Origin of the sequence: Gelidibacter sp. (assembly GCF_035577925.1) — a bacterium.
Lineage (GTDB): Bacteria > Bacteroidota > Bacteroidia > Flavobacteriales > Flavobacteriaceae > Gelidibacter.
In genome coordinates this window covers 28,210-43,777 of the sequence record NZ_DATJCY010000208.1, presented here as the reverse complement: position 1 = coordinate 43,777, position 15,568 = coordinate 28,210, and the positions used below count along the sequence as shown (strand labels likewise).

The 15,568-nt window shown below is 36.5% G+C and carries 14 protein-coding genes; 7 read left to right on the top strand and 7 right to left on the bottom strand.

Annotated elements, in window-relative coordinates; translation table 11 throughout:
• From VNJ50_RS08200 to VNJ50_RS08190, 3 genes are all read left to right on the top strand, one after another.
• Positions 1-1,717: fumarate reductase/succinate dehydrogenase flavoprotein subunit (locus VNJ50_RS08200; protein WP_325580789.1), on the top strand; the 1,717-nt coding region annotated here is incomplete at its 5' end.
• 11 nt (positions 1,718-1,728) lie between these two features.
• Positions 1,729-2,475, top strand: a complete 747-nt coding sequence (locus VNJ50_RS08195) for a succinate dehydrogenase/fumarate reductase iron-sulfur subunit (protein ID WP_325580787.1) — start codon at positions 1,729-1,731, stop codon at positions 2,473-2,475.
• Between the two features lie 106 nt (positions 2,476-2,581).
• Positions 2,582-4,351 carry a MutS-related protein gene (locus VNJ50_RS08190; protein WP_325580785.1) on the top strand — a complete coding sequence of 590 codons (1,770 nt, stop codon included), beginning with the start codon at positions 2,582-2,584 and terminating at the stop codon, positions 4,349-4,351.
• 96 nt (positions 4,352-4,447) lie between these two features.
• Here the strand turns inward: VNJ50_RS08190 and rpmA are convergent, their stop codons facing one another.
• The 4 genes from rpmA to VNJ50_RS08170 form a co-directional block, all read right to left on the bottom strand.
• On the bottom strand, positions 4,448-4,708 hold the full coding sequence (gene rpmA, locus VNJ50_RS08185; protein ID WP_325580784.1) for a 50S ribosomal protein L27: 261 nt from the start codon (positions 4,706-4,708) through the stop codon (positions 4,448-4,450).
• Between the two features lie 42 nt (positions 4,709-4,750).
• On the bottom strand, positions 4,751-5,407 hold the full coding sequence (gene rplU, locus VNJ50_RS08180) for a 50S ribosomal protein L21 (protein WP_325580783.1): 657 nt from the start codon (positions 5,405-5,407) through the stop codon (positions 4,751-4,753).
• A 200-nt stretch (positions 5,408-5,607) separates the two neighbouring features.
• Positions 5,608-6,843, bottom strand: a complete 1,236-nt coding sequence (locus VNJ50_RS08175; RefSeq protein WP_325580782.1) for an ATP-binding cassette domain-containing protein — start codon at positions 6,841-6,843, stop codon at positions 5,608-5,610.
• Positions 6,844-6,878: 35 nt separating this feature from the next.
• Positions 6,879-7,367 carry a DUF4199 domain-containing protein gene (locus tag VNJ50_RS08170; protein WP_325580780.1) on the bottom strand — a complete coding sequence of 163 codons (489 nt, stop codon included), beginning with the start codon at positions 7,365-7,367 and terminating at the stop codon, positions 6,879-6,881.
• A 192-nt stretch (positions 7,368-7,559) separates the two neighbouring features.
• On the opposite strand from VNJ50_RS08170, the gene VNJ50_RS08165 reads away from it, so the two are divergent.
• The 3 genes from VNJ50_RS08165 to VNJ50_RS08155 all read left to right on the top strand — a co-directional run bounded on the left by VNJ50_RS08165 (position 7,560) and on the right by VNJ50_RS08155 (position 11,621).
• A complete protein-coding gene (locus tag VNJ50_RS08165; RefSeq protein WP_325580778.1) occupies positions 7,560-8,879 on the top strand; it encodes a pitrilysin family protein in 1,320 nt (439 codons plus the stop codon).
• 30 nt (positions 8,880-8,909) lie between these two features.
• Positions 8,910-10,985: a pitrilysin family protein gene (locus tag VNJ50_RS08160; RefSeq protein ID WP_325580776.1), complete on the top strand. Its 2,076-nt coding sequence runs from the start codon at positions 8,910-8,912 to the stop codon at positions 10,983-10,985.
• Between the two features lie 237 nt (positions 10,986-11,222).
• A complete protein-coding gene (locus VNJ50_RS08155; RefSeq protein ID WP_325580774.1) occupies positions 11,223-11,621 on the top strand; it encodes a heavy metal-associated domain-containing protein in 399 nt (132 codons plus the stop codon).
• 107 nt (positions 11,622-11,728) lie between these two features.
• On the opposite strand, the gene VNJ50_RS08150 is transcribed toward VNJ50_RS08155, so the two are convergent.
• Complete coding sequence (locus VNJ50_RS08150; RefSeq protein WP_325580772.1) at positions 11,729-12,205, bottom strand: CYTH domain-containing protein; 477 nt, start codon at positions 12,203-12,205, stop codon at positions 11,729-11,731.
• A complete protein-coding gene (locus VNJ50_RS08145) occupies positions 12,198-12,860 on the bottom strand; it encodes an NAD(P)H-binding protein (protein WP_325580770.1) in 663 nt (220 codons plus the stop codon). The genes VNJ50_RS08150 and VNJ50_RS08145 overlap by 8 nt, the downstream gene beginning before the upstream one ends.
• 43 nt (positions 12,861-12,903) lie before the next feature.
• Here VNJ50_RS08145 and dinB point away from each other — a divergent pair, with 43 nt between their 5' ends.
• On the top strand, positions 12,904-14,013 hold the full coding sequence (gene dinB / locus VNJ50_RS08140; protein WP_325580768.1) for a DNA polymerase IV: 1,110 nt from the start codon (positions 12,904-12,906) through the stop codon (positions 14,011-14,013).
• A 106-nt stretch (positions 14,014-14,119) separates the two neighbouring features.
• Here dinB and pyk read toward each other — a convergent pair whose 3' ends face one another.
• On the bottom strand, positions 14,120-15,565 hold the full coding sequence (pyk, locus tag VNJ50_RS08135) for a pyruvate kinase (protein ID WP_325580766.1): 1,446 nt from the start codon (positions 15,563-15,565) through the stop codon (positions 14,120-14,122).
• Between the last annotated feature and the right edge of the window lie 3 nt (positions 15,566-15,568).

Here is a 15,568-nt window from a genome sequence, read left to right as displayed (position 1 = left end):
CCGCTTGTTTTATGACACGGTTAAAGGTGGCGATTACCGCTCACGTGAAGCCAACGTTTACCGTTTGGCAGAAGTATCAGCAAACATCATTGACCAATGTGTGGCGCAAGGTGTTCCTTTTGCACGTGAATATGGCGGATTATTAGATAACCGTTCGTTTGGAGGGGTTTTAGTGTCGCGTACATTTTATGCGGCGGGACAAACTGGTCAGCAATTATTGTTAGGTGCATATTCAGCCATGAACCGTCAAATTGGTCGTGGAAAAATCACCATGTACAACCGACATGAAATGTTGGATGTGGTGATTGTAGGAGGAAAAGCACGTGGCATTATCGCTAGAGATTTAATCACAGGGAAAATAGAGCGCCATTCGGCACATGCTGTTGTTATTGGTTCGGGAGGTTATGGCAACATCTTTTTCCTATCTACCAATGCTATGGGAAGTAATGTTACTGCAGCATGGAAAGCCCATAAACGTGGTGCTTATTTTGCCAACCCATGTTATACACAAATTCACCCTACCTGTATTCCGGTTTCTGGAGAGCATCAGTCAAAATTGACCTTAATGTCTGAATCGCTTCGTAATGACGGACGTATTTGGGTGCCTAAAAACATGGACGATGTTTTGGCAATTAGAGAAGGAAAATTGAAACCAGTGGATATTCCTCATGAAAACAGAGATTACTATTTGGAAAGACGTTATCCTGCTTTTGGAAACTTGGTGCCTCGTGATGTGGCATCGCGTGCAGCAAAAGAACGTTGTGATGCTGGGTATGGTGTTAACAAAACCGGTGAAGCTGTATTTTTGGATTTCGCATCAGCCATTGAGCGTTACGGAAAAGAACGTGCACACATCAGGGGATTGGACGAAAACGATGCCAAATTGGTTAAAAAATTAGGTCAGGAGGTTATCAAAGAAAAGTATGGTAACTTGTTCCAGATGTACGAGAAAATCGTGGATCAAAATCCGTACGAAACCCCAATGATGATTTACCCTGCAGTACATTACACAATGGGTGGCCTTTGGGTTGATTATAACTTAATGACCACGGTGCCTGGATTGTATTCTATTGGAGAAGCCAATTTCTCTGATCATGGTGCCAACCGACTTGGTGCTTCGGCATTGATGCAAGGTTTGGCCGATGGTTATTTTGTATTGCCTTATACGATTGGTGATTATTTGGCGCAAGATATCCGAACTGGAAAAATACCAACCGACACGCCAGAATTTGATGAGGCTGAAAAGAACATTCAAGATAGTTTGGATCATTTTATCAATAACAACGGTTCACATTCAGTCGATCATTTCCATAAAAAACTTGGGAAAATCATGTGGAACAAATGTGGAATGGCTCGTAACGCTGAAGGTCTAAAAGAAGCGATTGTTGAAATAGCTGAACTTCGCAAAGAATTCTGGAAAGACGTTAGAGTTCCTGGAATTCAGCATGAATACAATGAAGAGTTGGCAAAAGCCATGCGTGTGGCAGACTATTTAGAGTTAGGTGAGCTTTTTGCAAGAGACGCACTTGAAAGAGAAGAATCTGCTGGAGGGCACTTTAGAGAAGAGTACCAAACCGGAGAAGGGGAGGCATTAAGACGACCAGAATTCCAATATGTTGCGGCATGGGAATATAAAGGCGATGCCAAAGACGCCATTCTTCATAAGGAGGAATTAGTTTATGAGAATATTGAAGTGAAAGAGAGAAGTTATAAATAAGAAGGATCGTTATGAAATTAACATTAAAAATATGGCGCCAGAAAAACGCTAGCACAAAAGGAAAAATCGTAGATTACCCTATTGATGGCATTGAAGGCGATATGTCTTTCCTTGAAATGTTAGACATCTTAAATGAACAACTCATCAACAAAGGTGAGGAACCTGTAGCATTTGACCACGACTGCCGTGAAGGTATTTGCGGGATGTGCTCGCTTTTTATCAATGGCGAAGCACATGGTCCGGATACGGGTATTACAACTTGTCAATTGCACATGCGTATGTTTAAAGATGGCGATACCATCTATATTGAACCGTTTAGAGCCAATGCATTCCCGGTGATTAAAGACTTGGTAGTAGACAGAAGTTCATTTGACCGGATTCAGCAAGCAGGCGGATTTATTTCGGTAAACACCTCTGGAAATACGATTGATGCCAATGCAATTCCTATCAATAAACATGATGCCGATACGGCTTTTGAAGCTGCAACATGTATTGGATGCGGCGCTTGTGTAGCAAGTTGCAAAAACTCATCGGCCATGTTATTTGTGAGTGCCAAAGTTTCTCAATTTGCTCTATTGCCTCAAGGAAAAGTTGAAGCAACAGATCGTGTTCTGAACATGGTTAAACAAATGGATGAAGAAGGTTTTGGTAACTGTACCAATACAGGAGCTTGCGAAGTGGAATGTCCTAAAGGCATTACTTTGGAAAGTATTGCCCGTATGAACCGCGAGTACTTATCAGCTAGTTTAAAAGGATAATATCAAGTGCTGGGCAATGAGAAATTGCTAAAATCAAAATATTTAATTAAAAAATCCCGAGCTACTGCTTGGGATTTTTTGTTTCTTTGAATATCAAATTACAATTATGGCCCATCCAAATTCATATTACGAGCAACATGCTGATAAGTATCGCAATGAAGCTGCTTCATTGTATAAAAAAATGACGCTTTTCAGTATGCTCCGATTATTGGTGTTTTTCTTAGCGGTTTTTGGGATTTATAGCACTTATACCCATTGGCAAATGGCTGTTGGAATTGCCATTATTGGTGTTGTCGTGTTTATAGTTCTTCTATCGAAATACACCAATATTAAACAAGAACGCTTGCTCAAACTGGCTTTAGTAGATATCAATAAAACAGAATTGCAGATTGCTGAAGGTCATTTTCATGATAGAAATGACGGATTACAATACCAAGATCCACTACATTTTTATAGTCTTGACATCGATTTGTTTGGGCGTGGATCTTTCTTTCAATTTATCAATAGAACCGTTATTAATGAAGGTTCAAAAAATCTTGCGGATGCGTTGAAAGCTAATCATATTGATGGTATTCAAGAACGTCAGCTGGCCATAAAAGAATTGGCTCAAAACCCCGAATGGCGACAGTTATATTCGGCAACAGCTAGTTTGATAAAGGTAGAAACACCCGCAGCTACCATTATTTCTTGGTTAAAAAACCACAAGCCGTTTTTGCCAAAAGCTATAAAATGGATTCCATATGCTTTTTTAGTCGGAACAATAGCGGTTTTTACGCTGTTCTTTTTGGATATTATCAGCGCCGGTTATTTAGGGTATTGGCTTTTATTGGGCATTGTTATCACAGGGATTTATTTGAAAAGGATTAACCATCTGGCCGTGCATACGGATAAAGTTAAAGACACCTTTAAACAATATGCACTGTTGTTGGATCAGATTGAAAAACAAGAATTTAAATCGTCTTTATTAATTGAGAAGCAGAAGTATATTCAATCCGAATCAGAAAAGGCTTCTGTTGTTTTTGGCAAATTATCAAAAGCTTTGGATGCGCTGGACAATAGGAATAACATGATTTCTGCGGTGTTCGGGAATGGTTATTTTTTAACCGACTTAAAAAATAGTTATAAGGTTGAACAATGGATTAAGGATTATGGCGATAAAGTAGAAGATTGGTTTGAAGTCGTTTCTTTTTTTGATGCTTATAACAGTTTGGCAAATTACGCTTTTAATCATCCGCATTATGTTTATCCAACGATTACTAATGATGATGAGGTGATCAAAGCAAAAAAACTGGGACATCCCTTATTAAAAGTCAAAAAGCGAGTGGACAACGATTTTGTCATCAGTAACAAACAATTTTTTATTATAACAGGTGCAAATATGGCTGGGAAAAGTACGTTTTTAAGAACGGTTTCCATTCATATTGTTATGGCCAATGTTGGACTGCCGGTTTGTGCTGAATCAAGCAGCTATTCGCCCGTAAAACTCATTACAAGCATGCGTACCAGCGATTCATTGACAGATGATAGTTCGTATTTCTTTTCGGAGTTGACGCGATTAAAGTTCATTGTTGACGCGATTCAAAAAGAACCTTATTTTATTATTTTGGATGAAATCTTAAAAGGTACCAACAGTACGGACAAAGCTATAGGTTCTCGTAAATTTGTTGAAAAACTGGTAGCTTCAAATGCCACTGGAATTATTGCCACACACGATTTGAGTTTGTGCGAAATTGAGAATGAACTCGATCAAGTGAAAAATTACTATTTTGATGCCGAGATTATCAACGATGAACTTTACTTTGATTATACCTTCAAAACGGGAGTTTGTAAAAATATGAATGCCAGTTTCTTATTGAAGAAGATGGAAATTATATAAGTAAGACCTAGCTTGTTAGGTTTTTGTATAAATAAAAACCAAAAAACCCTTTCTGATAGCAGAAAGGGTTTTTTATGTTGTAAGAAATTGTAAAAATTAAACGGTAAACGGTTCAATTGATACATAAGACTTGTTGTCTTTTTTCTTTGTGAATTTCACGATACCATCAACTTGTGCATGCAAAGTATGGTCTCTTCCACCATACACATTCTCACCTGGGTGGTGTGTATAGCCTCTTTGTCTTACAATGATATTTCCGGCCACAGCAGCTTGTCCACCAAAAATCTTAACACCAAGGCGTTTCGATTCTGATTCTCTACCGTTTTTAGAACTACCAACTCCTTTTTTATGAGCCATTGTCTTAAGGTTTTATATTGTTATACTTTAATGGATTCGAAATTATTTTTCAATCCCACCGTCTAATTTTTCTTGTAATACTTTTAACTCATCCCACTTGCCATCTGCAGCTAATTGAGCTTGTTCTGGCCAAGTATCGGTTGCAATGTGTGCTAGTCTTGAACTTGCGTCAGTTAAGATCGTTTTTAAAGCTTCAGCACTTGTTGCTGCTACTTTAGCAAACGTATCAATACCTGCTGCTACCAATGCTTCTGCTGCTTTTGGACCTGCACCTTCGATTTTTGTCAAATCATCAGCTTTTACTGCTGATTTTTTTGGAGCAGCCTTTTCAGCTTTTGCTGGCTTAGCTTTTTCAGCTTTAGCTGGTTTGTCAGATTTTGCAGCTCCTGAAGCTACAATGCTTTCAATAAGAATTTCGGTAAGAGCTTGACGGTGTCCGTTTTTAACACGGTAACCTTTACGTCTTTTCTTTTTGAAAACAATTACTTTATCACCTTTAAGATGACTTAAGACTTTTGCTCCTACTTGAGCTCCGTCTATAGCTGGGGCGCCTACAGTAATATTGTTACCATCACCAATCAAAAGAACATTATCAAAAGACACAGTCTTTCCTTCTTCTGTTGCTAAACGGTGAACAAACACTTTCTGGTCTTTTTCAACTTTGAATTGTTGCCCTGCTATCTCTACAATTGCGTACATAGCGTAACGTTTAAAATTAGTTAATTTTTATTATAAAATGGGTGCAAATATACACCTAAATAATTAATCTACAAACGTTTTTTGCCTATTGAACTGAATATTACAGCAAAAATGGTGATATAAGGACTTATCAAATCAATTACATTTTAGAAAAATGGTCTTGTTTTTTTAATTTGAATAAAAATTTTATGACAATAACTTCATATTTTGGATCCAACCGATCCATTTTTATGAGGAGTCAATTCATAAATATGGGAAGGCTCTAAGGCTTTCTCGATGGTATGCGATACGTAAATCACTGTAATTGCCGTTTTTTTTATTAAAGTGTTCACTAATTGTGCTACTAAATTGGTGTTTTCCGTATCGAGCCCTTCAAAGGGTTCATCCAAAATCAATAAAGGAGGTTGTTTTATTAAAGCTCTTACAATCAATATTAAACGCTGTTGGCCTAATGATAATCGGTTAAAATAGACGTTTTTTAAATGCGACATATTAACGACCTCCAACCACTGTAAAGCTTTTTGTTGTTGCAATCCGCTTGGTTTTTCATACAAACCTACCGAATCAAAAAAACCTGATAAAACCATCTGTTCTACGGTGTGGTTTCGTTTGAAGAGTTCCGCCAAGTTGGTCGAAAAATGGCCAATATTTTTTTTTATATCCCAAATGCTTTCGCCACTTCCTTTTTTCCAATCAAAAATTAAAATGTTTTGACCATATGCTTTTGGATTTTCGCCCGTAATCAAACTTAATAAAGTGCTTTTTCCTGATCCGTTTGGACCGATCAGTTGCCAAAATTCTCCAGGCTTAATTTCCCAATCAATATTTTTTACAATAGGTTGATCGTTGTAAGACACGTTTACGTTTTCAAATTTTACGATATACTCATAAGTTTTATCAAAAGATAACAATGAACTTGGGAAGTTGTCTAATGTTTGATTAGTCTGGATTTTGGTGGATTTGTTGATTTCAGAAATGTTAAAATAGGCATCATTAATAGATCGCGTATTGTTAATAAAAGGAAGGAGTTGGTCTTCGCGATTTGACAACTGAATGATCGAAACAGACGCTGATAATTCCATAAGTCGCACTTTTAATTCTTTGCGTGACGGTTGGTCCAAGTGATCAAATAGATTGTCCAAAATAATGAAATCAGGATTTTGTGCCAAGCAATAGTCCAACATCATTTTTCGTCGTTCGCCAGAAGAAAAGGTTTGCAATGGCCGGTTTTCAGATGTTGAAATTTCGATAGTATGGTGTCGATGTTCTTTTTCAATAAGTTGTGCTATTGAAAAATCAGAAAAAAGAAGACCTTTTTGATTGTTAAAAACACTTAAAGCGCCTTTGCTTTCACCTGATAAAATAGTATTTATAAAGGTTGTTTTGTTGACTGAATTGGATAATATAATTCCAAAATGTAGAATGCTTGGATTCAAAATCTAAAATTGAACTACAAATAAACGAAAATTATCTACGATTTCGCTTTGGGATCATTATCAATTAAATGCTCTTGCTGGCCAATATGATCGCTTTTCTTAAAAACTTGCATGAATGTCAAAGTCAATATCGCCGTTGATGAAAGCCCTTCCATTATGATGATCAGAATTAACAAAGCACCGCCTTGATCACCACTATTAAAAAAATGTTTCACTATGTTGTGGGCAAATTCCTTATCAAGATGGAACATGTAGATGGCCATAAAAAGAGCAAAGAATCCTGTAGCAATAAAACCAGTGAGCAATCCTGTTTTAAAACCATCTACATACGTAAAAGTAGCATTGTACTTATATTTATAATTTTTTATGGCATAGTAAATACCCGCTGCCATAAAAAATCCATTGGCAATTCGAAGCCAGATATTGTTGTGTAAGTTAAATGCTCTTAAAATCAAGAAATAGGCAATTAAACTAACTGTAATAATAAGCCCATATTTTATTGCAACTGACAAGGATCTGTTCATGACTTTTGAGATTTTAAGTATTAATCACTTAAAATTCGTAAAAAAAACAGTAATTATAGTGTTTTTTGATACTTATTATTGACTCATTCCGAATTTTGGCACAATCATTCCTTATTTTTACAAGTGGTTGTAACATATACCCATATAAAACTACTTATAGTAAACATTAATTAATTCTTAAAATAACACACAATGAAAAAACGCTTATTCTCTTTAGCCTCTTTGTTGCTTTTTGGCGTATTTGCCACTGCACAACAGGTTGAATTTGAGGAATTCGATTTAGATAATGGCCTTCACGTCATTCTTCATCAAGACAATTCAGCTCCCGTAGTAATTACCTCTGTCATGTATGATGTTGGAGGAAAGGATTATGAGCCTAACCGAACTGGTTTTGCCCACTTTTTTGAACATCTTTTATTTGAAGGCACACAAAACATTGGCCGTGGTGAATGGTTTACTATTGTTTCTTCAAACGGAGGATCAAATAACGCCAACACCTCTCAGGATAGAACCTATTATTTTGAAGTGTTTCCTTCTAATAATTTAGAATTGGGATTATGGATGGAATCTGAACGTTTAATGCACCCTATTATAAATCAAATTGGTGTAGAAACGCAGAACGAAGTAGTTAAGGAAGAAAAAAGATTGCGTATGGACAACGCGCCATATGGTGGATTCCTTTCCGCAATCGGTGAAAACTTATTTAAAGTGCATCCTTACAAAGAAAAATTGATTGGTGAAATGGAAGACTTGGATGCTGCTACATTAGAAGAGTTTCAGGCCTATTTCAAAAAATATTATGTGCCAAGTAATGCCGTATTAGTGATTGCTGGCGATATTGACAAAGCGAAGACCAAAAAGATGGTAAAAGATTATTTTGGCCCTATTGCAAAAGGTAAGAAACCTGTTAGAAATTTTGGCAATGAGGTTCCGATAACCGAAACGATAAAAGCTAAATATTATGATGATAATATTCAAATTCCGGCCATCATAACTGCGTACCGTACACCAGGATTTAAGACCCGTGAATCGTATGTTTTAGATATGATCTCTAGTTATTTAAGTGGTGGAAAGAGCTCTGTGCTTTACAAAAAATTGGTGGATGAGAAAAAAATGGCGCTACAAGCCCAAGCCATTAATCTTGGCCAAGTGGACTACAATATATTTGCCATTTTAGCGCTACCTCTTGGTGATGTTTCATTGAACACTTTAATTGATGAAATGGATGAGGAGATTGTCAAAATCCAAAATGAATTGATTTCAGAAAGAGATTATCAAAAACTTAAAAATCAATTTGAAAATCAATACGTAAGTTCCAACGCAAGTATTTCGGGAATTGCCGAAAACTTGGCAACCAACTATTTGCTTAAAGGTGATGTAAATCTTATCAATTCTGAAATTGAAATTTACCGTACCATTACAAGAGAAGAAATTAGAGATGTTGCTAAAAAATATTTAAGCAAAAACCAACGTCTTGAACTTGAATACCTTCCAAGCAAGGATAAACAATAATTAAAATTCATAAAACAAAAAATATATCATATGAAAACTTATTTATCAGCGTTCTTAATGGTGTTTTTTCTGGCTTTTTCTGCTCAGGCACAAATAGACCGCTCTAAACAACCACAGCCTGGACCTGCTCCAAAGATCGATTTAAAATCGCCCAAAGAGTTTACCCTTAATAACGGGATGCAAGTATTGGTTGTTGAAAACCATAAATTGCCAAGAGTTTCTTTTAGTTTAACTATCGACAATACGCCAGAAACCGAAGGTGCCAAAGCGGGGATTTCAAGTTTGGTAGGTTCAATGCTGGGCAACGGTACGACATCTATCTCAAAGGAAGCATTTAATGAAGAGATTGATTTTATGGGTGCGCGTCTAAACTTCAGTTCATCAGGTGCTTTTGCTAGTGCACTTTCTCAATATTCTGATCGTATTTTGGAATTGATGGCCGACGCTGCAATCCATCCATTATTGGTTGAAGAGGAGTTCAACAAGGAAAGAGAACGCCTTATTGAAGGTTTGAAATCACAAGAAAAAAGTGTTGATGCCGTAGCACGACGAGTAGGCGATGCTTTATCTTATGGAGCAAAACATCCTTATGGTGAATTTATTACCAATGAAACTATCAATAATATCAATTTTGGTGATGTTGCAGCTTTTTATGAAAAAAGCTTTAATCCTAACCATGCTTATTTAGTTGTAGTGGGCGATGTAAATTTTGATAAAGTCAAATCCCAAATTGAAAAATATTTTGGCAACTGGAAAAAATCGGTAGAAATAGCGACTTCTGTACCTGATGCCGTGCCCAATGCACAATACACACAAATTAATTTTGTGGACATGCCAAATGCCGTGCAATCCAACATTTCATTGACCAACAATGTCAATCTAAAAATGAATGACCCAGATTATCACGCCGTATTGATGGCCAACAGAATTTTAGGTGGCGGCTTTAGCAGTTACTTAAACATGAACTTGCGCGAAAAACATGGTTATACATATGGTGCGGGATCTAGTGTATCTGCTGATAAGTATATTGCTCGTTTTTCTGCGGGGGCTTCGGTAAGAAATATGGTTACGGATAGTTCAGTGGTTCAAACTTTAAAAGAGATCAACCGCATAAAATCAGAACTTGTAAGTGCCGAGGATCTTAAAAATGCCAAAGCTAAATATGTTGGCGATTTTGTATTGGCCCTTGAAAACCCTCAAACGATTGCCCGTTATGCTCTAAATATTAAACTGAATGATTTACCTAAAGATTTTTACGAAACCTTTTTGCAAAAAATAAATGCAGTGACTGCCGAAGATATAAATCGTGTGGCCAATAAATATTTCAAACCAGAAAATGCGCGTATCGTTGTTGTTGGTAAAGGTGCTGATGTGTTAGAAAATCTCGAAAAAACAGGCATTCCAATTTTATATTTCGATGCTTATGCAAATCCTACTTCTAAACCTGAGTTTTCAAAACCCATTCCAGCAGGTGCAACCGTTCAAACAGTTATGGATTCTTACTTAAAAGCTATTGGCGGTAAAGAAAAAGCAAAAGCTGTGAAAACAGTTTGGACAACGGCCAACGTGACCATTGAAGGCATGCCTTTTTCTCCTACAGGAGAAATAAAAGCTATGTTGCCAAACAAAACATCTGTAGAAATGTCTATTGAAGGTATGGGTGTGGTCATGAAACAAAAGTTTAATGGCACCACAGGCTACATGGAGCAACAAGGTGCTAAGCTGCCATTTACAGATGAGCAGATTGCAAATCAGAAGGAAGAAAAATCAGTATTCCCAGAGCTTTATTATGAGCCGTTTTCGTTAACTCTTGAAAGCGTTGTAGGTATTAACGGTAGTGATGCCTACAAGATTAAAGTAACGGCATTAGGCAATGATTCTTACCGTTATTATGATGTACAATCAGGATTGTTGGTGAGGATAGAATCTACTACTGAAATGCAAGGCCAATCGTTTACATCGGTACAAGATTTTGGAAACTATTCTCCGGTGAAAGATATTTTGTTCCCATATAGTTTGTCAACAACTTCGGGACCACAAGTCATTCAAATGAACGTGACCAATGTAAAGGTTAACGAAGGTGTTACCGAAGCTGATTTTAACTAAAATTCTATATTAAAATTTTTCATCTAAAAGCTCGAAGTTTTATGCTTCGGGCTTTTTTTATTGATATGGCTGAATCCTGAAAATCGCTAAAAAAGTTTAATTTCTTAAGATTCATTTTAAAGCTTGCATAGATTTTATACCAATTGTAGTTCTTATCCAGGTGAATATTTCTTAAATTTGTTGTTTAAATCCATATAAAAGATCAGAATCCCTTTTTGATTTTTAACACATTAACTTATGAAAACATTAAAAACGTTCGCGTTATTTACAGTTATTCTATTTTTTCTGGGAAGTTGTAAAAATGAGGTGCAACCAGAAATTATAACTGTTGACATGGCTCAGCCAACAACAGTATCAGAAAAACAATTAGATCCAAGTGCGATTTATGCCAAAGTTGAATTTGGTATTGATGGCATGACCTGCGAAATGGGATGCGCCAAGACTATTGAAAAAAAATTAGCTAAAATGGAAGGTGTAAAAACGGTTGTCGTTGATTTTGATAGACATTTGGCTATGGTAGAATACGATAGTGATAAAGTAACTCCATTGGCACTTGAAACGACTGTAGAATCGGTTGGAGGAGATACTTATACCGTTAAAGACATGAAAACTGTAGAAGCGTTTTCTGTTGAATAATCTTAAGATGAACTTTTTCGATTAAAATTTAAAAAACTACAATATTTATCAAAGCTACTATTCAAACGTTTAGTGGCTTTTTTGTTTTTGAAAATTTTTAGTAATTCTTACCAGTTTTTGTAAGGATGTTTTGATAATTGTGAATTGTAATATTTGAGTTGGCCGGTTACTTCTTCGCCCAGCCATTCTGGTTTTTTGAAAACTTCTGATGCATCGTCCAATTCAACTTCGGCCACAATAAGACCAGTGTTGTCTCCAAAAAATTCGTCCACTTCAAAAACATGCTTTCCCGATTGGATGTCATAACGTATTTTGTCAATGACACCTTCTTCGCACAATTTTAAAAGTGCTTCGGCATCTGGTTTTGATATCTTATGTTCCCATTCAAAACGTGATAACCCATCGTCAGAAGGCTTGCCCTTTATGGTTAAAAAACCTTCATTATCAGTAATTCTGATTCTTACAATCCGATCTTTGTCCGAATTTAGAAAACCTTGAACAATATGTGTTTTATTAAAAGCTTCAGATTTAAAAGCTTCAGAAAGCACTAAAAACTTACGTTCTATTTCAATTAATTTATCCACCTAATTCGCGTATTTTCTTTGATTTAATCCGTTGTGATCCGTAGTTGTTGTTGTTGGCTAGCCAAACCATGCAGTTTGCTATTGCTTGCGGATGAATTGGCTTATAGCGCTTAAGTTCACCAATGCTTAATATAGGTTTAAAAAGCGTCATAATGACACCAAATGCATATTCTCCAAATCTAAATTCCTCGCGTTTGCCTATAATTAATGAAGGTTGTAAAATATAGGTGTGTTCAATGTGTTGGGCCAAGACCGCATTTTCCATTTTACCTTTAATGTGGTTATAAAAAATCTTGCTTTTCTCTTTTGCTCCTAATGCCGAAATGACCAAAAAAGTTTTAATTTGGTTTGCTTTACAGAGTTTTGCAGCAGCTACGGGAATTCCATAATCTATTTTCTCATAGATCTGTTTATCTGCCGTTTTAGCCTTTGTAGTTCCTATACAACAATACACTTCATCGGCTACAAATTTATTGGCATAATGCTCTAATTCAAACAAATCAATAATATATTCCGTTAATTTTGGGTGTTCGATGGCGCAACTATTTCTGCCAAAAACAATAATGGAGTCATAGCGGTCATCGTCTAAAAGCAGTTTTAACAACAGATGTCCCGTGTGTCCTGTGGCGCCCAAAATGATCGCGGATTTTGCCATGTTTTTTAAATTTTGTTTCAATTAGATGTTATAAATTTACGGTATGCCAGTCGATTTACCAATAAGAAAAATCATTCATGTAGATATGGATGCGTTTTACGCATCGGTTGAACAGATGGACCATCCTGAATTGAAAGGTAAACCTCTGGCTGTGGGTGGTAATGAAAAACGTGGCGTGGTATCGGCGGCAAGTTATGAAGCACGACAATTTGGTGTGCGTAGTGCGATGAGTGGTATTCAAGCCAAGCGAAACTGTCCAGATTTGATTTTTGTTCCGCTACGTTTTGATCGGTATAAGGAAATTTCAAATCAAATTAGAGCTATTTTTTTTGATTATACAGATTTGGTCGAACCGTTGTCCTTGGATGAAGCTTATTTGGATGTCACTGAAAACAAAAAGGGAAATCCGAGTGCATCTTTGATTGCTCAAGAAATCCGAGAGCGTATTTTTAAAGAAGTTGGACTTACCGCTTCGGCTGGTATATCGGTTAATAAGTTTGTGGCAAAAATTGCCAGTGATTATAATAAACCCAATGGTCAAAAAACGGTTAATCCCGAAGATGTCTTAGAGTTTTTGGAAGGATTGGACGTTCGTAAATTTTATGGCGTAGGAAAAGTTACCGCAGAAAAAATGTACCAACTCGGAATTTTTGAAGGTAGAGATTTGAAATCTAAATCGTTGGAATACCTTGAAATGCATTTTGGAAAATCAGGAAATTACTATTACCATCTTGTACGAGGAATTCACAATAGTGAAGTAAAACCTAACCGAATCCGAAAATCGTTGGCTGCCGAACGTACTTTTAGTGAAAACTTATCGAGTGAAATTTTTATGCTTGATAAATTGGATAAAATAGCCAAAGAAGTTGCAAAGCGTTTAAATTACTCCAAAGTGGCTGGCAAAACAGTGACCTTAAAAATACGTTATAGTGATTTTACATTGCAAACCAGAAGTAAAACCTTGCCCTATTTTGTGAGTGATAAGGACATTATTCTAGAAACTGCCAAAGATTTGCTGTATCAAGAAAAAATGAGCAATTCGGTTAGGCTACTAGGAATTTCTTTATCTAACTTAAATACGGATGATGTAATTTCTAAACCGAAGACTAAGGTTGAAAAGAGTGTGAACGTGCAATTGAAGTTTAAGTTTTAGCCAGAAAGTTGAATAATTCTATTTTAGATGCAAGTAATAAAAAAACCTCAAAGTCACATCTGGAATTTGAGGTTTTATATATCAATTGCTAATGAGCTTCTGAATATTAAGAATTACAATTATTTGTGATTTCCGTAATTCTTAGCGTATTGACCATTCCTTTTTCTTGAATAGGCATAGCTGCTAAGCTGATCAACATATCGCCTTGTTCCAAATATCCTTGTTTACAAGCTATGGCGTTTACATCTTCAATGGTTTCGTCTGTACTTACAAACTTGTCGTAGAAAAATGCTTTAACGCCCCAAAGTAGATTGAGTTGTGTTAAAATACGATGATTGGACGTAAACACTAAAATATGTGAACTTGGTCGCCATGCCGAAATTTGAAAGGCCGTATAACCACTATTGGTTAAGGTTGAAATAGCTTTGGCATTGATTTCGTTGGCCATATTGGCGGCGTGATAGCAAATAGATTTTGTGATATAGCGTTTGGTTCTAATATGTGGTGGTGATTGCGGTACTTTAATCAATGGCGAATCTTCCACACTTTTAATGATATTACTCATCTGGCGGATAACTTGTACTGGATATTGACCAACAGAAGTTTCGCCTGAAAGCATAACGGCATCGGCACCATCCATAACGGAGTTGGCTACGTCATTCACTTCGGCACGTGTTGGAGTCAAACTAGAAATCATGGTTTCCATCATTTGAGTGGCAATAATTACAGGAATACGTGCGCGTTTTGCTCTTAAAACCAATTGCTTTTGAATTAGCGGCACTTCTTCTGCTGGAATTTCAACGCCCAAATCGCCTCGTGCAACCATTAATCCATCACAATAAGCAACGATTTTATCAATGTTTTCTACGGCTTCTGGCTTTTCAATTTTGGCAATAATCGGAATTTTATGATCGCTGTGTTCTTTGATCAGTTCTTCGAGTTGAATTAAATCTTCAGCATGTCGAACAAAAGACAGGGCCATCCAATCTACTTTCATTTTAATGGCAAAAATGGCATCTTCAATATCCTTTTCTGTTAAGGCTGGTTGCGAAATATTGGTATTTGGCAAGTTAACACCTTTTTTAGATTTTAGAGGTCCACCTTGAATAACGCGAGCTTTAACTTCAGATTTTTTATTGGTAGAAACGACTTCAAAAATTAATTTTCCGTCGTCGAGCAGAATGCGTTCGCCCGGTTTGGCATCTTGCGGAAATTTGTCATAGGTCATATAGACACGTTCTTTTGTGCCTTCAAATTTTTTTCCTGTAGCAAATATTATTTCATCACCTTCATTCACAAAAACTTCGCCTTTCATAACGCCCACACGTAGTTTAGGGCCTTGTAAATCGGCTAAAATTGCTACATTATATCCAAATTCATCATTCAGTTCACGTATCATATTGATGCGTTCTTCCACATCGGCATAATCGGCATGGGAAAAGTTGATTCTAAAAACGTCAACACCTTCATCAAGCATTCCTTTTAATATGGCTTTTGTACTTGTTGCTGGTCCCAGAGTGGCTACTATTTTTGTTTTTTTTCGTTTTTGCATTAA